Here is a 20,756-nt window from a genome sequence, read left to right on the forward strand (position 1 = left end):
CATTTAAAGCGTGCAAGCATCCACCAAATAAGCGATATGCTGCCAAGAAAATCGGGTTTTTTCACTCAAACCGATCTCGCAAGTGCTGGAAGTGGAAAAGCCCCTTTTAAGATCATAGGATTGGTAAAACGCTTGAAAGCCGTTTAAAGCGCTCTCGTTCAATTCAGGGGTAAAAAAGCCCTTATTCCCTGCAAAGCCGCAACAACCCGTCTCTTTATGGATAACAATCTCGCCTAAAGTGCATTTTTTAGCCAAATTCAATAACAATTCTTCTTTATTTTCTAACTTTAAAGCGCACATCGTGTATAACCCTATGTCTTCGTTAATGGGGTTGAATTTTAATTTTGGGCTTAGAACTTCTTCAATATAGACGCTCAAATCATAGACTTTCAAATCCTTATAAGCTTTCATTTGCTTGATAAAATGCGTCGAACATGCGCTATGGTCTAAAACAATCGGTATCTTGCCGTTATCGCTTAATTGTAAAAAAATCGCATGGTTTTTTTCATTGTTTTGTTTGGTTAAGTCGGTGTAATTGATAAAGGCTTTCCCGCAACAAAGCGCGCCCAATCCATTAGGATACATTACAGAAACTTTGGCTTTTTGGCATAGAGATTCAAACACTTCTTGAATGCATCTTTTATCCGCCATTTTGTTTGATGGAGCGAACGAGCGGTTGATGCATGTGCTGAAATAAATGACTTTTTCTTCGCTTTCATGTGTTTTATTTTCTAAAGGATAGGCGTTGTTTTTGGGCATGTAATGAAAGGCTTTAGGGAAGGGCTTGATGAATTTTTTAATCCCTTTAGTTAGGCTCACTAAGTTGTGAGAGCCTATGAGGTTTTGAACCAAGCGAGCGCTTTTTAAAGAAAAACGAGCCATGCTTGTGGTTGTTTGCATGTGATTAAGGATCTTTGAAGCAATCTTTTCGCCTTTAGGGTTTTTTTGATAATGCTTTAGAGCGATCTTTCCAGTATCAATTTCTAAAGGGCATAGGGTAGAACACATATGGCACACCGCGCAAGTGGCATGCGCTAAATATTCAGACTCTCTTAAAAGCTCATCTAATAAAACTTGATCTTCATCATGACCATGACTCACCCTTTCTTTTAAACGCTCTACCTCTCTGTGGATAACGATTCGTTGTCGTGGCGTTAAAGATAAATCTTTGCTAGGGCAAATCCTTTCACAAAACCCGCATTCCATGCACATGTCCAAATATTCTTCAATAGGGTGAATGCTCTTTAAATTTTTAGTGTGGATTTCTTTATCGTTTGTGATGATCACATTAGGGTTTAAAAGGCCGTTAGGATCAAACAATTCTTTGATTTGCTTGTGGATTTTATAGGCTTTTTCCCCCCACTCCATTTCCACAAAGGGGGCTACCATCCTGCCTGTGCCATGTTCGGCTTTAATAGAGCCAGAGCTTTTGCTCACCATTAAAAACATCTCAGAAACTAAATTTTCAAACGCTTTTCTTTCAGCTTCATTTTCTAAAATCGGCGTAACGACAAAGTGCAAATTCCCGCTTAACGCATGCCCAAAAATAATGCCATTATCCTTAAAGCCATGTTTTTTTAAAAGCCCTTCAATCGCTTTTGCCCCCTCTACAAAATTTTCTTGACTGAAGCAGATGTCTTCAATGATCACAGAGCTTTGGCTTTTTCTTTTTGACGCTGCGATAGGGAAAATGCCTTTTCTGATCTTCCACCACGATTGATAAACATTAGGATCACTACTGATTTGAGAATCTAAAACGACCGGTATCGCATTCAAGGCGTTTAAAATCGCTTGCATGTTGTTTTCTAAAATTAAAGGATCATCGCTTTCGCTTTGAATGAGTAAGCATGCGTTAGGTTCTTTGATTTCTAAAATCACTCTAGGCATGCCCTCCAAACCTTTCACGCTTTTTAAGCACGCATAATCCATAAGCTCTGCTGAAGAAATCATTTCGGGTTGTTTGGCTTTTAAGGCGGCTAAAATTTGAGCGGCTTTGGCGCATCGCTCCAAATTTTCATAAAACAATAATGCGCAAGTTTTATAAGCGTAGTCTTTCACGCATTCTAATCCCACGCTTGAAATAAAGCCTAAAGTCCCCTCAGAGCCTATGAATAAATGGCTAATAATTTCAATAGGGTCTTCAAAATCAATGAGGGCGTTTAAGCTGTAGCCGGTGGTGTTTTTGATCTCGTATTTTTTCTTAATGAGAGCATGCAATTCCTTGTCTTCTAAAATCTCTTTTCTTAAGTTTAAAACCCCTTCAATCAAATCTTTGCGCGCGTTTTTGAAACTCTCAACGCTCTCTTGATTGGCCGTGTCTAAAAGAGTGCCATCAGCTAAAATCACTCTTAAGGATTTTAGGGTTTTGTAGCTGTTTTGCTCCACCCCGCAACACATCCCACTAGCGTTATTAGCGACAATCCCCCCTATCATAGCGGTGTTTATCGTAGAAGGATCTGGGCCTATTTTTTTATGGTAAGGTTTTAATAAAGCGTTCGCATGGCTTCCTATGACTCCGCATGAGAGCTGAATGCTTGTAGCGTTATTTAAAATTTGAGCGTCTTTGAAAAAATGTGCCACCACCACTAGCACCCCATCACAGCTCGCTTGCCCTGATAAGGAACTCCCAGCCGCTCTAAAAGTCAATGAAACGCTATGCTTTTTGGCTAAAACACAAAGCTTTTGGACTTCTTCTTCACTTTTCACCCAAGCGACTATTTTAGGGATATAACGATAACATGACGCATCAATGCCATAAGCCAAACGGCGTAAATAATCCTTAAAGATCCGCTCGTTTAAAAACCCACTCGCTTCGGTAAAAAAAGCATGATAATTTTCTTCCACACGCACTCCTTAAATATTCCTATTTATCAAATCATTGTAACATAACCTTACTTTAAAAATTAAGGATAAACATGCTTGAAGATTATGCGATCAGTTTAGAAGAAGTCAATTTCAATGATTTTATCGTCGTAGATGTGCGCGAATTGGACGAATATGAAGAATTGCATTTGCCTAACGCTACGCTCATTAGCGTCAATGACCAAGAAAAGCTCGCTGATTTTTTATCTAAGCACAAAGATCAAAAAGTGTTGCTCCATTGCAGGGCTGGCCGCAGGGCTTTAGATGCGGCTAAAAGCATGCATGAATTAGGCTATACGCCCTATTATTTAGAGGGCAATGTCTATGATTTTGAAAAATACGGCTTTAGAATGGTCTATGATGATATCTCTTTGAGCAATAAAAAAAACTAGGCATGAGGGAGATTGTATGGGTGCATTCTCAAAAAATCGCCCCTTATAAGACTCTCATTTTAAATGAATTGCGCTACTATCCTTTAGAATTAGATCTAACCCCTTTTGACGCCCTGATTTTCACTTCTAAAAATGCGGTGTTTTCCTTGCTAGAAACTCTAAAAAACAGCCCCAAACTCAAAATGTTACAAAACATTCCTGCTTACGCTTTGAGCGAACCCACCGCAAAAACTTTACAAGATCACCATTTTAAAACCGCCTTTATAGGGGAAAAAGCCCATGGCAAAGAGTTCGTTCAAGAAATCCTTCCTTTATTGGAAAAAAAAAGCGTTTTGTATCTCAGGGCAAAAGAGATTGCCTCTTCTTTAGACACCATTCTTTTAGAGCATGGCATCAATTTCAAGCAAGCCGTTGTTTATGAAAACAAGCTCAAACATTTAACCTTAAGCGAACAAAACGCCCTAAAACCCAAAGAAAAGAGTATTCTTATTTTTACCGCCATAAGCCACGCAAAAGCCTTTTTGCGCTATTTTGAATTTTTAGAAAATTACACCGCTATCAGCATTGGCAACACGACCGCTCATTTTTTACAAGAGCAAGGCATTCCAAGCTATATTGCCAAAAAGCCTTCCTTAGAAGCGTGTTTAGAACTGGCTTTAAATTTGAGGGTTAAGGAATGTTAAAAACACCTCATTATAATACTCTCCATTGATTTTTAAAGGATGATGCATGAATTTTGTCTTTTTATGGGCCGCTTTAGGAGGGGCTATAGGGAGTTCATTGAGATATTTTGTGGGCAAAATGATGCCTAGCAAATTTTTAATGTTTGAAAGTTTCCCTTTAGGGACTTTTAGCGTGAATCTCATAGGGTGTTTTGTCATCGGCTTTATGGGGCATTTGGCTGTTAAAAAAGTTTTTGGTGATGATTTTGGGATTTTCTTTGTCACCGGGGTTTTAGGGGGTTTTACGACCTTTTCTTCTTATGGGTTAGACACTTTAAAACTCTTGCAAAAATCCCAATACCTTGAAGCCATTTCTTATGTCTTAGGCACTAACCTTTTAGGGCTTATTGGGGTGGCTATTGGTTGGTTTTTGGCTAAAAATTTTGTAGGCATTAACTAAAAAACGCTTTTTGGCGTTTCATTAACGCTTAATTAAAGCAGAGCCTTACAACAGCCACAAAGCCATTTCATCGGCCATGAAAAAATCGCTCGCTACCAAGCGGTTATTTTTAATGAAAGCCTTATTTTCTTCAATCAAAAACTTTACTTTATTTCCATCTAACAAACTAAGCTCAACCCCTAGCACGCACCTTAAGCCTAAAAACAGCTTTTCTAAGCGCTTGTCTTGTTTATTAAGCGTCTCAACTTGGCGTTTTAGGGGGTCTTTAATGTAGTTTTCTATGAGTTTTTTTGCAAAAAAACGCTCATTCGCCACGCAACCTACAGCCCCAGCCCCACACCCTAAATAATCTTTAGCCCCCCAGTAAGCTAAATTATGCTTGACTTGATAATTTCTAGCGTAATTAGACACTTCGTATTGCTTGAAAGAAAAGCCCTCTAAAGCCTCTTTTACCACATTGTCAAAATCCACGCTTGAGGGTTTTTTGGCGTTTTTTTCTAAATTCGTGTTTTTTTCAACGCTCAAAGCGTAAGCGCTCAAGTGGTTGATAGGGAGTTCTTTAGCGAGTTTTAGTTCTTCTTTTAAAGAGTTTTCATTATCTAATGGGGTGTTATAAATCAAATCAATGCTGACATTTTCAATCCCGCTTTTTAAAATAGTTTCTATCACGGGGGCGATATTTTTAGAATGTTGGCGCTCTAAAAACAACAATTTATCTTCCCTAAAACTTTGCACCCCTAAACTCAAGCGGTTGATCCCTAAATCTTTTAAGCCTTGACACCAAGCTTTAGAAATGAGTTCGGGGTTAGCTTCAGTGGTGATCTCACAATCTGAGCTCAAGTGTGCATGTTGATGAATGCTTTCAAAAATCCTTTCAAAAGCTTTCACGCTCAAAGTGTTGGGCGTGCCGCCGCCAATAAAAACGCTTTCAATTGGTTCATCAGTTTGACTTAACGCATGCTTTAAATCCAGGCACAACGCTTGAGTGTATTCTTCTTTTAACCCATGCTTATTTTCATAGGAATTGAAAGCGCAATAACCGCATTTATTTTCACAAAAGGGGATATGAATGTATAAAATCATATTTATTTCTCTCATTTTCACTTCATTTTTAAGCAAAACTTAAACTTGTAATTGTATCATTTTAAGATCATTTTGATAAGTAGAGGAGATAAACGATGAAAAAGGTTATTATGGCTTTAGGCGTTTTGGCGTTCGCAAACATTTTAATGGCAACCGATGTTAAAGCCCTTGCAAAAAGTTGTGCCGCTTGCCATGGGGTTAAGTTTGAAAAGAAAGCTTTAGGCAAAAGCAAAATCGTCAACATGATGACTGAAGCGGAAATTGAAAAAGAGCTTATGGATTTTAAAAGCGGTGCCAACAAAAATCCTGTCATGACCGCACAAGCTAAAAAATTAAGCGATGAAGACATCAAAGCTTTAGCCAAATACATCCCCACTCTCAAATAAACCCTCTCAGTTTTAATAGTGCTATTTGGGCGCTATTAAAATGAGTTTCAAGCCCTTTTTCCTTAATTTTTGATTTTAATGGCATTCTTAACCCTACTTAAAGCCAGCATACACTATAATATTAATCTTAATCAAACAAGAAAGAGCTAAAATAAAGACCTATGCTACATAAAAAATATCGTCCTAACGTTGCGGCCATTATCATGTCGCCAGACTACCCTAATACATGCGAAGTTTTTATCGCCGAGCGCGTAGATATTGAAGGAGCGTGGCAATTCCCCCAAGGGGGCATTGATGAGAGCGAAACCCCATTAGAAGCACTCCATAGGGAATTATTAGAAGAAATTGGCACGAATGAAATAGAGATTTTAGCACAATACCCCAGATGGATCGCCTATGATTTCCCAAGCAATATGGAGCATAAATTCTATGCGTTTGACGGGCAAAAGCAACGCTATTTTTTAGTGCGCCTAAAGCATGCGAACAACATTGATTTGAACAAACACACGCCAGAATTTAGGGCTTATCAATTCATCCATCTTAAGGATTTGCTTAAAAAAATCGTTCCTTTCAAACGCCAAGTGTACCGCCAAGTCATCGCTTATTTCAAAAGAGAAGGGTATTTATAGGGTGTTAATCGTTCAAAAATACGGCGGCACGAGCATGGGCAGCATAGAAAGGATCCACAATGTCGCTCAAAGGGTTTTAGAAAGCGTTAAATTAGGGCATCAGGTGGTGGTGGTGGTTTCAGCGATGAGTGGCGAAACGGATAGGCTTTTAGAATTTGGCAAGAATTTTAGCCATAACCCTAACAAGCGAGAAATGGACAGGATTGTCAGCACAGGGGAATGGATTTCAAGCGCGGCTTTAAGCATGGCGTTAGAGAGGTATGGGCATAGAGCCATTTCCTTGAGCGGGAAAGAAGCGGGCATTTTAACCAGTTCGCATTTTCAAAACGCCGTGATCCAATCCATTGACACTAAACGCATCACAGAGCTTTTAGAAAAAAACTACATTGTGGTGATCGCTGGGTTTCAAGGTGCTGATATTCAAGGTGAAACAACGACTTTAGGGCGTGGGGGGAGCGATTTGAGCGCGGTCGCTTTGGCCGGGGCTTTAAAAGCGGATCTGTGCGAAATCTATACGGATGTGGATGGCGTTTATACCACCGATCCGCGCATTGAAGAAAAGGCTCAAAAAATCGCGCAAATCAGCTATGATGAAATGCTTGAATTAGCTTCTATGGGGGCTAAAGTGTTGTTAAACCGCTCGGTAGAGTTGGCCAAAAAACTCAGCGTGAAGTTAGTGACTCGCAATTCGTTTAACCATAGCGAAGGCACGCTCATTGTGGCTGAAAAAGACTTTAAAGGAGAACGCATGGAAACCCCTATAGTGAGTGGGATCGCATTGGATAAGAATCAGGCTCGTGTGAGCATGGAGGGCGTGGAAGATCGGCCTGGCATTGCCGCTGAAATCTTTGGCGCTTTAGCGGAGTATCGCATTAATGTGGATATGATCGTCCAAACGATCGGCAGAGACGGCAAAACCGATTTGGATTTTACGATCGTTAAAACCCAAATAGAAGAAACCAAGCAAGCCTTAAAGCCTTTTTTAGCGCAAATGGATTCCATTGATTATGATGAAAATATCGCTAAAGTTTCCATAGTGGGCGTGGGCATGAAGTCGCATTCTGGGGTAGCGAGCATCGCTTTTAAAGCCCTAGCCAAAGACAATATCAATATCATGATGATTTCTACAAGCGAGATTAAAATTTCGGTTTTGATTGACATTAAATACGCTGAATTAGCGGTTAGAACTTTGCATGCGGTGTATCAATTGGATCAATGAAAAATTTCTACGACTGGATCAAGGAATTTGTGCGCGATCAAGGGGAATTTATCGCCCAGCAAAGCGGGTGGCTGGAATTAGAGCGATCAAGCTATGCCAAACTCATCGCGCAAACCATCTCGCATGTGCTTAATGGCGGATCGCTGTTAGTGAGCACGGATTCTTCTAGGCGCTGGTTTTTAAACTACATTCTTTCTAACTTAAACCCTAAAGATTTAAAAGAGCGCCCCTTATTGTCCGTCATTGATTTTAACGCTTCTTCTTTCTACCCCAAAAACGATGCGAATCTCTCTCTAGCCACCATAGAGATGACTTATCAAAACCCCATGTTTTGGCATGTTGGGAGGGTTGAAAATGAAGGCTTAAAAACCTTACTATTGAGTAAAATCCCTAGTTTTTTATGGCTTTTTGAAGAGCTTAAAGAAGATTGCTTGCTTTTAAAAGAGCATGATAGCTTGCTAGATTATAAATTATTGCAACTCTTCAAACTCTTTGAAAACGCGCTTTTTAGCGTGCTATACAATAAGGTTACTCTGTGAAAAACTCCAACCGCCTTATTTATACGGACAATCTTGAAGAGAGCCTAGAAGAGGCTGCAAGCCTTTTTGAGCGCCACATTAAATTCTACACCGAGATCATTGAAAAAGACAAAAAGGTGATCAAAACTTTCAACAAGGATTTTAAAATAGAGCATGCTAAAGAAGTTATTTCAAAGGCGCACTTAAAACACAGCGAATTAAACGCCTTTTTAATCGCCGCTCCTAGCTATGGCATAGAAGCCCAAAACGCACTTTTAAAAATCTTAGAAGAACCCCCAAATAATGTTTGTTTTATCATGTTCGCTAAAAGCCCAAACCATGTTTTAGCCACCATTAAATCCCGCCTGATCAAAGAAGACAAGCGCCAAAAAATCCCCCTAAAACCTTTAGATTTGGATTTATCCAAGCTGGATTTGAAAGATATTTATGCGTTTTTAAAAAATTTAGACAAAGAAAATTTTGATTCCAGAGAAAATCAGAGGGAAAAAATTGAAAGCTTGTTAGAGAGCGTTAACAGGCATAAGATCCCCTTAAACGAGCAAGAATTGCAAGCTTTTGATTTAGCGATCAAGGCTAACAGCTCTTATTACAAGCTCAGCTATAATCTTTTACCCCTGCTTTTAAGCCTTTTATCCAAAAAGAAAACGCCATGATTGTAAAACGCCTTAACCCTGATGCGCTCAAAAGCGCTTTACAAAAAATAGGCCCAGAAAAGATCGCACAAGATCGTATGCATCAAAAAGGCGTTAGCTTTGTTTTTGAAATCCAGCATCTGCCCTTAAGCGCAACGCTCATTTTAAAGCAAGAGGCCATAAGCGTTGGGGGCGATTTTGCCACGCCAAGAGATTGTATTTTAGCTAAAGAGCCTTTTTATGATGGGGTGTTGATTGCGAGCGCTAAGCAATTAGAACGCCTTATTGTTAAGTGCCATTCCCAACCCTTTGGGCTTAAACATTTAGCGCAAGAATTAAAAAGCCACCTCAAAGCCAAAAAACCTAACGCCCCGCAGATCATGGCGGTTTTAAACCTGACTCCGGATAGCTTCTATGAAAAGAGCCGGTTTGATAGTAAAAAAGCGCTTGAAGAAATCTATCAATTGTTAGAAAAAGGTATCACGCTCATTGATATAGGTGCGGCTAGTTCAAGGCCAGAGAGTGAAATCATTGATCCAAGAATAGAGCAAGAGCGCTTAAAAGAAATTTTACTAGAGATCAAATCCCAAAAACTCTACCAATACGCTAAATTCAGCATAGACACCTACCATGCCCAAACCGCTAAAATGGCTTTGGAGCATTGTTTTTCTATCCTTAATGATGTGAGCGGTTTTAATAGCATTGAAATGCTAGAAGTCGCACGAGATTACAAGCCCACTTGCATTTTAATGCACGCTCAAAAAACCCCCAAAGACATGCAAGAAAATGTTTTTTACCACAATCTGTTTGATGAAATGGATCGCTTTTTTAAGGAAAAATTAGAGGTTTTAGAAAAATACGCGTTACAAGATATTATTTTAGATATAGGGTTTGGATTCGCTAAATTAAAAGAGCATAATTTAGCCTTAATCAAGCATTTAAGCCACTTTCTCAAATTCAAAAAACCCTTATTGGTGGGAGCGAGTCGTAAAAACACGATCGGGCTTATCACCGGGCGTGAAGTTCAAGACCGGCTCGCTGGCACTTTGAGTTTGCATTTAATGGCGCTGCAAAATGGAGCGAGTATTTTAAGAGCGCATGACATTGATGAGCATATCGATCTCATCAAGGTGTTTAAGAGTTTGGAAGAAACGGATTAAAAAAAGCGCCTCAACCCTAACCCCATTTTAAAGGGTAACATCCATCGTTGAAGGGTTGTTATAAGCGTTCTGGTAGCGTTGCAAAAAAGCGTTATGGTTGGTAGCGTTAAAGGTTTGTAGGGCTTTTTTGTGCAAGCCATTTATCGGTTGTTTGGGGGCGTTTTCCACTTCTTTAGAGAATTTCCCGTTATAAAAATCCGTCAAACTATAGAGCGACTGAGCGGCCAAGCGTTTCTGACTCTCATCCATTCCGGCCGTAGCTCTTAAAAAAGCCTCATACTCTCTATCGCTCATCAATTCTAAAACCAAAAAGCCGTAAGTCTCTCGCTTGTCAGGGTTAAAGGGGAGGTTTTCTGTTGGAGCGTCCTTTTTTTCTCGCTCTATTTTTTCTGTGTTTTCAACAGGAGCCAGGTCTTCTTTAGGAGTGCTTTTAGCGTTTAAAAGCCCATAGAGATTAGAATCAAACAGATTGATAGAAGAAACAGCCATGCGAATTTCCTATAATTGAATTTTACGCTAATGTTAAGCAAAATCCATTCCCTAATGAGATGAGATCTTATGGCATGGGTTTTTAACAAAACAAGGGACTTGAAAATCTTAAAAGAGTTTTCTAAGTGATGGCGTTCAAACCCTTTAAAAAGGGTCTAGGAGTTTATTTTCAAAAAGGATTCGTGTTTTTATGTTTTCATATTTCTATAAGGAGCTTGAAATGCTGAAGCTTCTAGAATCATTCTAGACAAAACAAAAGGTAAAACTCCTAGAACATTGTTATAACATGATTTTACCAATCAATGCAACTTTTATGCTTTTAGAGCTTAAAAACTTTAAGACTTAATTAGAGATTTTAGGTTAAACTACCCTAAAATCTTTATGGGTAAAGGGCATGCGTAATACCATTTTATTTGGCGTTTCAATGATACTCTTGGCGAATTTTTGCTTTGGGATCATGAGCGCGTTTGTTAAAATCACAGCGGATTATTTTTCCCCTATGGAAAACGTGTTTTACCGCTCCATTACCATGACGCTTTTACTCTTACTTGTTTATCCTTTCAAACCCTACCGCTTGAAGAGTTACAAACAAGGCGGTTTTAAAAAGCTCGCTTTTAGGGTCGTTGTGGGGGGCTTAGCCATGCTAGCGTTTTTTTATAATATTGAAAAAATTTCGCTCGCTACAGCGACGGCCTTTTCGCAATGCGCACCGATTTATACGGTGCTTCTTTCCCCTTTGCTTTTGAAAGAAAAACTCAAAAGAAGCGCGTTAATTTCTGCATGCATCGGGCTAGTGGGGGTGGTGTTGATCTCCGATCCTAGCGTGGAAAATGTGGGGCCGGTTGAAATCCTTATGGGCATATTGAGCGGGATTTTTGTGTCTTTAGCGTATATCACTTTAAGGGATTTGAGGGAATATTATGACAAGCAAGCCGTGATTTTAGCGTTCGCCTTTGGCATGAGCCTTCTTGGATTAATAGGCATGTTCATTGATATTCCTTTTTTATCCACAGGCATTCATATCCCTAGAAAAGAAGACATTTTGTGGATTTCTTTAATAGGGATTAGCGGGACTTTAGGGCAGTATTTCTTAACCTATGCTTACATGAACGCTCCTGCTGGGATCATTGCCCCCATTGAATACACCCGCATTGTTTGGGGGCTGTTGTTTGGGCTGTATTTGGGCGATACATTTTTGGATCTTAAAAGCTCTTTAGGGGTGGCTTTGATTTTATGTTCAGGCCTACTCATTGCCTTGCCCGCTCTTTTAAAAGAATTAAAAAAATTTAAGCCATGCAACTAAGCCCCTTACAAAGCACTCTGTTATATTTCCGCTATTTTATTTATCCAGAGAAAAAAACAAGAAGCTTTGATTTAAGCGATTTAGTCTTTATCATCATGGTTTTTTTAGTCCTGGCTTTGGGGCTGTTGATGAGTGAAGAAATTTCTATCAGCTACAATGAAGCGAAGGATTTTTTTTATAGCAGCGCATGGTTTGTTCAAATCGCTCAAAAAAGCGCCGCCATTTTAGGCCAAAACGATTTGGCTTTAAGATTGCCTTTTTTGATCGCTCATCTCATTAACATGTTTTTATTTTATTTGATAGGGCGAAAGATTTTAAAAAAGCCTAAAGACGCCCTTTATGTGGTATTGACTTACGCTTTATTGCCTGGGGTGAATCTCTTTGCGATTTTATTGGCTAAAAGCGTGCTGGTGTTAAGCCTTGGGCTTTTGGTTAGCTATTTGTATATCAAAACCCAAAAAATCCCTTATTTAACCCTCAGCGCTTGTGCATTTTTAGACGGCGCGTTCATCCCGCTTTTACTAGGGGTTTTTGCCTACGCCTTAAGAAGACGCTATTTTAAGAGCGCGATCTTTATTTTGGTGGGTTTGGGCGTGAATATTGCTCTTTTTAGCGGGAGTTTCAATAAGGGCTTGCCTAGTGGGTATTTTATAGACACATGCTTAGAACTCATGCTTTTATATTCGCCCTTATTCTTCCTCTACTACCCTTATACGCTCTACAAAGCCCTTTTTGATAAAAAGCCATCGTTACTAGCCTTTATGAGCGCGAGCGGTTGGCTTTTCCCTTTGCTTTTGAGCATGCGTCAAGAGATAGATTTAAAAACTTTCGCCCCCTTAGCGTTAATCGGTTTGCCTTTGTTTGTTAAAAGCGTTTTAAATAGCCTTAGGGTGCGTTTAAAGGAATTTAGGGGGCAGTATTATTTGCGCGTTTTTAGTTTGTATCTTTTAATGCTCACTGAAACGCTTTTTTTATGGGGGAGTAAAATTTCTGGCGCTAATGAAAAATTATTAAACCGGCATTTCTTAGCCAAAGAAGTCGCTATAGCCTTGCAATTAAGGGGCATTCATCAAATCCGCACTAACAATAAACAACTCGCTTTAAGGCTTCAATTTTATGGTATTAAAGAGGGGGGGAGGTTAAGACTGATTAACACTAAAATTTCTAAAAAACGCCCGGATATTAAAATCATCTACGCTGATAAAATTCTACAATCCTATAGTTTGGTGCGCCATTAACCCATTCTTTAAAAAGCATTTTATCTAAAGAGTGATAAAATACACTCTAAAAATAAATAAAATATGCGAGAAAAATCATGAGACTCAAACTAACCCATATAAACCATATAAGCCATAAGATTGCCAACGACTTTATCCATTCAAAACTATTAGAATTAAAAGCCCCTAGGGAATTGTTGTGCGAATTGATAGAAGAAATTCTGGAAAAAAGCGTTAAAAAAGAAAACGCCATAGATGAGCAAGCCAGAGAGCTTTTAGAAGAAAACACCGATGAGATAGAATTCATGCGGATGGATGAAAGGCAGCTTTTTTGGATGATTAAAAGACAGATCGCTCAAAAAGAGGGCTTCCATTTGTTTTGGGAAGAAAGGTGCAACGATTTGTCGCACCAGATTTTGAATAAAATCTTAGATGAGGATTTGATCATGTTTAGCGTGTCAGAGAATTTGATAAGAAACTTGATTTACAAATCCATTGACACCTATTCTAAAGCGTATGAAAGCATTGAAAATGAAGTGCATGAAAAAATCAAGCATTACAAACGCAAACTGCCCGTAGGGAGCGATGAATACGAGTTGGTGTTTGAAAGGCTCTATGAAGAAGAATTAAGGCGCAAAGGCTTTTTATAATGGTCTCTCTCTATTTAGAAAACGGGCTTTTTTTAAAAGCGCAAAGTTTTGGGGCTAGTGGCACGCAAGCGGGCGAGCTTGTTTTTAACACTTCTATGAGCGGCTATCAAGAAGTCATTAGCGACCCTAGCTATAAGGGGCAATTTGTGGTTTTTAGCATGCCTGAAATTGGGGTTGTGGGCGCTAATTTTAAAGATGATGAATCCCTTTTTTCATGCGCAGGGGTTTTAGCGCGCCATTACAACGAATTTTTTTCTAATTCAAGGGCGGATTTTAGCTTGAGCGCTTATTTGAAAGAGCGTGGCGTTTTAGGGATTTGTGGCGTTGATACCAGGAGTTTGATCAAAACCTTACGCCATCATGGGTGCTTGATGATGGTCGCTTCCACGATAGAGCATGACAAAAACAAGCTTGAAGAAATTTTAAAAAACGCCCCTAGAATTTCTCACTCCCCCCTAGTGTCTAGCGTTTCTACGCCAAAAATCACCACGCACCAACGCGCGATTTTTGATTTCAAAACCCTAGATTACAAGCCTTTTGATGAAAAAACCTCTCATAAAATTATCGCCGTGTTAGACTTTGGGGCTAAGGGCAATATCTTAAACGAGCTTCAAAATGTGGGGTTAAAAGCCCTTATTTACCCGCACCACACTAAAGCTAACGAGCTGATTAAAGCCTATGAAAAAAAAGAAATTAGCGGGATTTTCCTCTCTAACGGGCCGGGCGATCCTTTAAGCTTGCAGCAAGAAATTAAAGAAATCAAACAACTCATTAACGCTAAAATCCCCATGTTTGGCATTTGCTTAGGGCATCAATTGCTCTCTATCGCACAAGGCTACCCTACTTACAAGCTCAAATTTGGCCATCATGGGAGCAACCACCCCGTTAAAAACCTAAAAACAAACGCTGTTGAAATCACCGCGCAAAACCACAACTATTGCGTCCCTGAAGACATTGAAGAAATCGCTATTATCACGCACCGCAATCTTTTTGACAACACCATTGAGGGCGTGTGCTATAAAAACGCTCCCATTATTTCTGTCCAGCACCACCCAGAAAGCAGCCCCGGCCCCAAAGAGAGCCACTATATTTTTAAAGAATTTGTGGAATTGTTAAAGGGCTTTTAGGGGTTTTTAAAGCAGCACCCATAGAGGTTGAAAAGTGCTTTAAAAATAGATTTGAATCTTTTTATCAAAAAATCTCGCATTTACTCTAAATTAGTTCTCTTGCAATAGTATTCTCTCGCAATAATTGTTATTGTTATTGCGACAAAACTTTTAGAAGGAGTTATTATGGGAAGTATCGGTAGTATGGGCAAACCTATTGAAGGGTTTTTAGTGGCAGCCATTCAGTTTCCTGTGCCAATTGTCAATAGCCGTAAGGATATTGATCACAATATTGAAAGCATTATTAGAACCTTGCATGCGACTAAAGCGGGGTATCCGGGAGTGGAACTTATCATTTTCCCTGAATATAGCACGCAAGGTTTGAATACCGCTAAGTGGCTTAGCGAAGAGTTTTTATTAGATGTCCCGGGTAAAGAGACAGAGTTATACGCTCAAGCGTGTAAAGAGGCGAAAGTTTATGGTGTTTTTTCAATCATGGAACGCAATCCTGATTCTAACAAAAACCCCTACAACACCGCCATTATCATTGATCCGCAAGGTAAAATCATTCTAAAATACCGCAAGCTATTCCCATGGAATCCCATTGAACCATGGTATCCTGGGGATTTAGGAATGCCTGTGTGCGAGGGTCCGGGCGGATCAAAATTAGCCGTGTGCATTTGCCATGACGGCATGATTCCAGAACTTGCTAGAGAAGCAGCCTATAAAGGGTGCAATGTGTATATCCGCATTTCAGGCTATAGCACTCAAGTCAATGATCAATGGATTTTGACCAACCGCTCCAACGCATGGCACAATTTGATGTATACCGTGAGCGTGAATTTAGCCGGCTATGATAATGTCTTTTACTACTTTGGTGAGGGACAAATCTGTAACTTTGATGGCACGACTCTTGTTCAAGGGCACCGCAACCCTTGGGAGATTGTAACTGGGGAAATCTATCCTAAAATGGCTGACAACGCTCGCTTAAGCTGGGGCTTAGAAAACAACATTTACAACCTAGGCCATAGAGGGTATGTGGCTAAACCGGGCGGAGAACATGATGCAGGCTTAACCTACATCAAAGACTTAGCCGCTGGTAAATACAAATTGCCTTGGGAAGATCACATGAAAATCAAAGATGGCTCTATTTATGGCTACCCTACCACCGGTGGGCGTTTTGGGAAATAATCCCTAACTTTATATTTTTGCTAGAACCTGTTTTTAAAGGTTCTGGTTTTTCCCCTATTTTGATTTTTTCAATCAATTTTTACGAATAGTCTTCTATTGTAGAACATGTAAAAAAACTCCTAATAAGCGTAAGCCCCCATAAAGCGATATAACCTATGCAAAACCATGTTATTTTTGATAAAGACCAACCACCACATTGTAGATGATAGAACGCTAAAATCTGTAATAATGCCATAGCCACAATAGATCATTCCCGCTAAACATGCCAATTTATGAGCATGGTAGTAAGCACTAATCCCAAAACCACCACCAAGATTGATAAAAGAATACGAGACCAAGACCCCATGACAACTCCTTAAACATCAAATGTTGTATTATATCGTTTTTTTTTGTTTGTCAAGGGGATTTATCAGTCAGTGGATAGTGTTTTAATGTTTATAAAACAATAGCGTTTATAACGACACAATTTCAGCCCCTAATTTTAGCGCCCCTAACAAGCCTTCCACATTCAGCCCCAACCCCACGCTTAAATTCTTGCTTGAGCTTTTAATATAGGGCTTATGAAAGTCTTCTAACCGCACACAGCCCGCGCTTTCTTGCCACAATCCGCTCTCTAAATATTTTTCTATCTCGCTAGGATCAAACGCCTTTAAACGCGCTCTAAAAACCGATAAATCCAGCCATTCCAAAACAGGAGAAATCAATGCAGAGCAGGTTAAAACCTCTATTTCATGACCATTTTGGAGTTTTAAAAATTCAAGGGCTTCTTGCTTGTTTTTAGCTTTTCGTTGCATGCGATTACCCACGCTCACCACGCTATCAGCCACCACGATAACGCAATTATTCGCAAGTAACTCTTTAGCTTTTTCTAATTTCCCCTTGCACGCCAAATAGACAAACTCCCTAGGATCTGTGGTTTTTAGGCTTTCTTCATCAAAATAGAGCGCTTTTTGTTCAAACTTAATCCCATGCTCTTTTAAAAGATTCGCCCTAGCGCTGGATTGAGAGCCTAAAATAAGCTCCACGCTATCCCTCTAAAGCTTTAAGAGCGGTATTTTTCGCTAAATTGAGCGCGGCTTGCAAATTTTCAATATCCTTGCCTCCAGCACTCGCAAAATCACCTCTCCCGCCCCCTTTGCCCCCTAAAATTTGTGCCACTTCATTAGCCCACACATTCGCTTTTATGGGCGCGTTTTTCACCCCGCATGCGAGAGTGATTCGCTCATTTTCTTTTTTAAACACCATAGCGAGCAATCTTTCATGCTTACTTTTCAACCGGTCAATCATTTCTTTAATGTCGCCTTGCTCCACGACGCCAACCACCAAATCCACGCCATGGATTTTTTCAACCGGTAAATCCATAGAAACGGGGGCTTTTTGACTGTTTTTCACGCTCTCTTTAAGCTTGTTGATGCCGGCGATCACATCGTTATTTTTCAATAAAGTCTTAGCGTTTTTAAGCTCTTTATTTTCTTCTTTAGCCAGTTGGTAAAAGGCTTTCCCGCACACCGCTTCAATGCGTCTGACCCCACTACTCACCCCGCTTTCTTTTACAATCCTAAACCCCCCAATAAGCCCGGTATTTTCCACATGAATGCCCCCACACAATTCAATGGACGCTTCCTTAAAGCTCACCACCCGCACATTTTCAGCGTATTTTTCATTAAATAACGCTAACGCTCCCTTATCTTTAGCCTGATTTAAAGGCATATGCTCCACCTGGCTTTTTAAATGCTTGAAAATTTGAGCATTAACCAAATCTTCTACTTTTTCTAACTCTTCATCATTGAGCGCTTTAGCATGCGAGAAATCAAAGCGCAATCGTTTGGATTCCACTAAACTCCCTGCTTGACTCACATGCGAGCCTAAAACTTCTCTTAAAGCGCTCTGCAATAAATGCGTCGCGCTATGGTGTTTGGCGATTTCTAAACGCTCATCGCTCACTTGCGCGATCGTTTGATCGCCTTTTTTTAGCGCTTTTTTGATTTCAAGGAGCGAAAAATTAAGCCCAAAAAAGTTTTTTGTATCTAGCACTATAGCCGCTTCTTCATTGTCTTTAAAAAGCACTCCACTATCGCCTATAGCCCCCCCACCTTCTGCATAAAAAGGGGTTTCTTCTAGCAACACCCAGACTTCTTGGTTAGGATTTGCATCGGTTATTTCTTTAAAATCGCTATCAAAAAACCCTAAGGCTTTAGCAGAACATTCTGTCGTTTCATACCCCACAAATTCATTAGGCGCATAAGCGTTTAAAATAGCGCTAAAATCAGCGTTATTTTGTTTGCCTTTCCATGAAGCTTTAGAGCGTTTCACTTGCTCTTGCATGCAATTTTCAAAGCCTTGCATATCCACGCACGCCCCATGACTTCTTAGCATGTCGTTCGTTAAATCCAAAGGAAAACCAAAAGTGTCATAAAGCTTGAAAGCGATCTTGCCATCAAAGATTTTATTTTCATTCAAATGCTTTAAAGACAAGTTAAACAATTCCATGCCCGATTCCAAAGTCTCTAAAAAGCGCTCTTCTTCTTCAAAGCATTCTTTCATCACCATTTCTTTAGACTCTTTCAAATACGCATGCGTGTTAGAAAATTGCTCGCACACCACGCCCACGACTTTGTATAAAAACGCTTCTTTCAAGCCCATTAAATACCCATGCCTTAAGGCCCGCCTTAAAATGCGCCTTAGAACATAGCCACGGCCTTCCTTATTGAAATGCACCCCTTGAGCGAGCAAGAACGCTACCGCTCTTGCGTGATCGGCCACTACCCTAAAACTTGGCTGGAACTCACTCGCATAATCCAAACCTGTAAGCTCGCTGATTTCTCCCATTAGGGGCGCAAATAATGAAGAATCAAAATTATTGAGCTTATGCTCTAATAGCGCTTGCACCCTTTCTAACCCCATGCCCGTATCAATGCTAGGCTTTGGCAAGGGGGACAAAACGCCATCATTAGAGCGTTCGTATTGCATGAACACCAAATTCCAAATTTCTAAAAACCTATCGCCCTCGCCCCCAAAATAATCCTCGCTCCCCTTAAAGTGTTCTTCGCCCTGATCAATGTAAATTTCACTGCAAGGCCCGCAAGGCCCGCTATCGCCCATTTGCCAGAAATTATCTTTATCGCCCATTTTTTTAATCCTGTCAACAGGCACAAACTTTTCCCATAGTTTAACGGCTTCATCGTCTTTTTCATGCACGCTGATATATAAATCTTTAGGCTTAAACCCTAAATTCTTGGTTACAAATTCCCACGCAAACAAAATCGCTTCTTCTTTGAAATAATCCCCAAAAGAGAAATTCCCTAGCATTTCAAAAAGCGTGTGGTGTCTTGCGGTATAACCGACATTTTCCAAATCGTTATGCTTGCCACCCGCTCGCATGCACAATTGCGAACTTGCCGCTCTAGGAATGCTAGGGCGTGGTACAATCCCGGTAAAAATATCTTTAAATTGCACCATGCCGGCATTGGTAAAAAGCAAGGTAGCGTCATTAGGCACTAAAGGCATGCTAGGATAAATCTCATGCCCCTTATTGTGAAAAAATTGTAAAAATTCGTTGCGAATATCCATGGGTATTCCTTTTTGTTGTTTTATCGCGCATTTTAAGGCTATTTTATAGCTCTTTTAAGTTGTTTTTTTAAAAAGATAGTTTATTATACTTTAAACATCCAAAATTAAAGGAGAAAACCATGTTCCATGAATTTAGAGACGAAATCAGCGTGTTAAAAGCGAATAATCCGCATTTTGATAAGATTTTTGAGAAACACAACCAGCTTGATGATGACATCAAAACCGCTGAGCAACAAAACGCTAGCGACGCTGAAGTCAGCCACATGAAAAAACAAAAATTAAAATTAAAAGATGAAATCCACAGCATGATCATAGAGTATAGAGAAAAGCAAAAATCTGAACGCGCTTAAGGTTTAGCCATCTTGGTGAAAACACGCTAAAACGCTTTTAAAAGGGTGTTTTAGCTCTCATTTTATTGTAAAACTTATTTTCTTAAAGTTTTATTTTATTTTCTTAAAAAGATAGGAAGTCTTTGAAATCATTCTCCCCTTTTTAAAGTTCAACTTAAAAACCCCCAAAAAGAAGCGCTTTTTAAAAACTATCGCTTAAATTAGTATCAAGTTTTCCACTAACCAAATCGTCAAAAACGCTAAAAAAGATTTTTCATTAAAATCCCCCAAAAAAATAAAGAGTTCAAAAACAAAGAATTTAAGAAAGAGGGTTCAAAACAAAGGGTTTTAAAAAAGAGGGTTCAAAAAAATCAAACCCCCCAAAAAAAAGGATTTTGCATCAAACCCCCCCAAAAAAAGGGAGTTTCAAAAAGGGAGTTTCAAAAAGGGAGTTTAAAAAAAGAAATCCCTTAAAAAAGGAGTTCTATAAAGAGCTAAACATCAGTAAGCGAACACATAATTCAAATACACGCTATAGAGTCTGCGGTATTTAAGCTCAGCCCCCATGAAAGAATAGTAATTGGTGTTGATGGTGGGGATTTTAAGCCCTAGTTCAATCCCATGTTGAGCCGCATGATCGCTGTCTTTTTTCTTAGGTCTAGCGAGGTTCATTCTCACACCCATGTTGAATAAGAATTGGAAATTCGCCACATTCATTTTAGCGTTATAGACATTATTCACGGTCGCTAAATTCACATATTCAGAATTAAGCCATGAAGTCCCGGCTAGTGCAATACCGCCAAAAAGCCCCACAGAAAGCTTGTTGTTCTTGCCTAAAAAGTTAGTGGCTTTATCGTTGATGAAGTTATAAAGCGCG

General features: G+C 39.6%; 21 protein-coding genes and 2 pseudogenes. 16 read left to right on the forward strand and 7 right to left on the reverse strand.

Going from position 1 to position 20,756, the window contains the following annotated elements:
* Nucleotides 1–3 precede the first annotated feature (3 nt).
* Nucleotides 4–2,844 carry an FAD-binding and (Fe-S)-binding domain-containing protein gene (locus QT74_RS04240; protein ID WP_033764882.1) on the reverse strand — a complete coding sequence of 947 codons (2,841 nt, stop codon included), beginning with the start codon at nt 2,842–2,844 and terminating at the stop codon, nt 4–6.
* Nucleotides 2,845–2,915: 71 nt separating this feature from the next.
* Here QT74_RS04240 and QT74_RS04245 point away from each other — a divergent pair, with 71 nt between their 5' ends.
* The 3 genes from QT74_RS04245 to crcB are packed head-to-tail and all read left to right on the forward strand — an operon-like array spanning nt 2,916 to nt 4,376.
* Nucleotides 2,916–3,254: a rhodanese-like domain-containing protein gene (locus QT74_RS04245; RefSeq protein ID WP_033764884.1), complete on the forward strand. Its 339-nt coding sequence runs from the start codon at nt 2,916–2,918 to the stop codon at nt 3,252–3,254.
* Nucleotides 3,255–3,256: 2 nt separating this feature from the next.
* Nucleotides 3,257–3,937 carry a uroporphyrinogen-III synthase gene (locus QT74_RS04250; protein WP_033764886.1) on the forward strand — a complete coding sequence of 227 codons (681 nt, stop codon included), beginning with the start codon at nt 3,257–3,259 and terminating at the stop codon, nt 3,935–3,937.
* 46 nt (nt 3,938–3,983) lie between these two features.
* Complete coding sequence (gene crcB, locus QT74_RS04255) at nt 3,984–4,376, forward strand: fluoride efflux transporter CrcB (RefSeq protein WP_001011997.1); 393 nt, start codon at nt 3,984–3,986, stop codon at nt 4,374–4,376.
* A gap of 45 nt (nt 4,377–4,421) precedes the next feature.
* Here the strand turns inward: crcB and hemW are convergent, their stop codons facing one another.
* Entirely contained in the window at nt 4,422–5,459 is a 1,038-nt protein-coding gene (gene hemW / locus QT74_RS04260) for a radical SAM family heme chaperone HemW (RefSeq protein ID WP_195742338.1), read from the reverse strand.
* Nucleotides 5,460–5,554: 95 nt separating this feature from the next.
* Here hemW and QT74_RS04265 point away from each other — a divergent pair, with 95 nt between their 5' ends.
* The 6 genes from QT74_RS04265 to folP all read left to right on the forward strand — a co-directional run bounded on the left by QT74_RS04265 (nt 5,555) and on the right by folP (nt 10,024).
* On the forward strand, nt 5,555–5,845 hold the full coding sequence (locus tag QT74_RS04265) for a c-type cytochrome (protein WP_033764890.1): 291 nt from the start codon (nt 5,555–5,557) through the stop codon (nt 5,843–5,845).
* A gap of 161 nt (nt 5,846–6,006) precedes the next feature.
* Nucleotides 6,007–6,474 (forward strand): RNA pyrophosphohydrolase, encoded by a 468-nt coding sequence (locus tag QT74_RS04270; protein ID WP_033764892.1) that lies wholly within the window; start codon nt 6,007–6,009, stop codon nt 6,472–6,474.
* Between the two features lies 1 nt (nt 6,475).
* Entirely contained in the window at nt 6,476–7,693 is a 1,218-nt protein-coding gene (locus tag QT74_RS04275; protein ID WP_000909649.1) for an aspartate kinase, read from the forward strand.
* Nucleotides 7,690–8,232: a HobA family DNA replication regulator gene (locus QT74_RS04280; RefSeq protein ID WP_033764895.1), complete on the forward strand. Its 543-nt coding sequence runs from the start codon at nt 7,690–7,692 to the stop codon at nt 8,230–8,232. Before QT74_RS04275 ends, QT74_RS04280 begins: the two co-directional genes overlap by 4 nt.
* Nucleotides 8,229–8,885: a DNA polymerase III subunit delta' gene (locus QT74_RS04285; RefSeq protein ID WP_033764898.1), complete on the forward strand. Its 657-nt coding sequence runs from the start codon at nt 8,229–8,231 to the stop codon at nt 8,883–8,885. Before QT74_RS04280 ends, QT74_RS04285 begins: the two co-directional genes overlap by 4 nt.
* Nucleotides 8,882–10,024, forward strand: a complete 1,143-nt coding sequence (gene folP, locus QT74_RS04290) for a dihydropteroate synthase (RefSeq protein ID WP_033764899.1) — start codon at nt 8,882–8,884, stop codon at nt 10,022–10,024. Before QT74_RS04285 ends, folP begins: the two co-directional genes overlap by 4 nt.
* Nucleotides 10,025–10,051: 27 nt before the next feature.
* Here the strand turns inward: folP and QT74_RS04295 are convergent, their stop codons facing one another.
* Nucleotides 10,052–10,513, reverse strand: a complete 462-nt coding sequence (locus QT74_RS04295; protein WP_033764901.1) for a hypothetical protein — start codon at nt 10,511–10,513, stop codon at nt 10,052–10,054.
* Nucleotides 10,514–10,641: 128 nt separating this feature from the next.
* Here QT74_RS04295 and QT74_RS08840 point away from each other — a divergent pair.
* The 6 genes and pseudogenes from QT74_RS08840 to QT74_RS04320 all read left to right on the forward strand — a co-directional run bounded on the left by QT74_RS08840 (nt 10,642) and on the right by QT74_RS04320 (nt 15,980).
* Nucleotides 10,642–10,859: pseudogene (locus tag QT74_RS08840) on the forward strand (hypothetical protein).
* A 48-nt stretch (nt 10,860–10,907) separates the two neighbouring features.
* Complete coding sequence (locus QT74_RS04300; RefSeq protein WP_033764903.1) at nt 10,908–11,816, forward strand: DMT family transporter; 909 nt, start codon at nt 10,908–10,910, stop codon at nt 11,814–11,816.
* Nucleotides 11,807–13,054: a glycosyltransferase family 39 protein gene (locus tag QT74_RS04305; RefSeq protein WP_033764905.1), complete on the forward strand. Its 1,248-nt coding sequence runs from the start codon at nt 11,807–11,809 to the stop codon at nt 13,052–13,054. Before QT74_RS04300 ends, QT74_RS04305 begins: the two co-directional genes overlap by 10 nt.
* Before the next feature lie 77 nt (nt 13,055–13,131).
* The gene (locus QT74_RS04310) at nt 13,132–13,683 is read left to right on the forward strand and encodes a DUF507 family protein (RefSeq protein ID WP_020972841.1); all 552 of its coding nucleotides are present in this window, start codon (nt 13,132–13,134) and stop codon (nt 13,681–13,683) included.
* Nucleotides 13,683–14,810, forward strand: a complete 1,128-nt coding sequence (gene carA / locus QT74_RS04315) for a glutamine-hydrolyzing carbamoyl-phosphate synthase small subunit (protein WP_033764908.1) — start codon at nt 13,683–13,685, stop codon at nt 14,808–14,810. Before QT74_RS04310 ends, carA begins: the two co-directional genes overlap by 1 nt.
* 165 nt (nt 14,811–14,975) lie before the next feature.
* Nucleotides 14,976–15,980, forward strand: coding sequence for a formamidase (locus QT74_RS04320; protein WP_000534792.1), 1,005 nt, complete (start codon nt 14,976–14,978; stop codon nt 15,978–15,980).
* 79 nt (nt 15,981–16,059) lie between these two features.
* Here the strand turns inward: QT74_RS04320 and QT74_RS08170 are convergent.
* From QT74_RS08170 to alaS, 3 genes and pseudogenes are all read right to left on the reverse strand, one after another.
* Nucleotides 16,060–16,318, reverse strand: a pseudogene (locus QT74_RS08170) (hypothetical protein).
* 114 nt (nt 16,319–16,432) lie between these two features.
* Complete coding sequence (maf, locus tag QT74_RS04330; RefSeq protein ID WP_033764910.1) at nt 16,433–17,005, reverse strand: septum formation inhibitor Maf; 573 nt, start codon at nt 17,003–17,005, stop codon at nt 16,433–16,435.
* Between the two features lies 1 nt (nt 17,006).
* Complete coding sequence (alaS, locus tag QT74_RS04335) at nt 17,007–19,550, reverse strand: alanine--tRNA ligase (protein WP_033764912.1); 2,544 nt, start codon at nt 19,548–19,550, stop codon at nt 17,007–17,009.
* 119 nt (nt 19,551–19,669) lie between these two features.
* Between alaS and QT74_RS04340 the strand changes: the two genes are divergently transcribed.
* Nucleotides 19,670–19,900 (forward strand): YdcH family protein, encoded by a 231-nt coding sequence (locus tag QT74_RS04340; protein ID WP_000468330.1) that lies wholly within the window; start codon nt 19,670–19,672, stop codon nt 19,898–19,900.
* 480 nt (nt 19,901–20,380) lie between these two features.
* Here QT74_RS04340 and QT74_RS04345 read toward each other — a convergent pair.
* A partial coding sequence (locus QT74_RS04345) for an outer membrane protein (RefSeq protein WP_033764913.1) occupies nt 20,381–20,756 on the reverse strand: 376 nt, incomplete at its 5' end.

Origin of the sequence: Helicobacter pylori SA213A, from assembly GCF_000476275.1 — a bacterium.
GTDB classification, from domain to species: Bacteria; Campylobacterota; Campylobacteria; order Campylobacterales; family Helicobacteraceae; genus Helicobacter; species Helicobacter pylori_CL.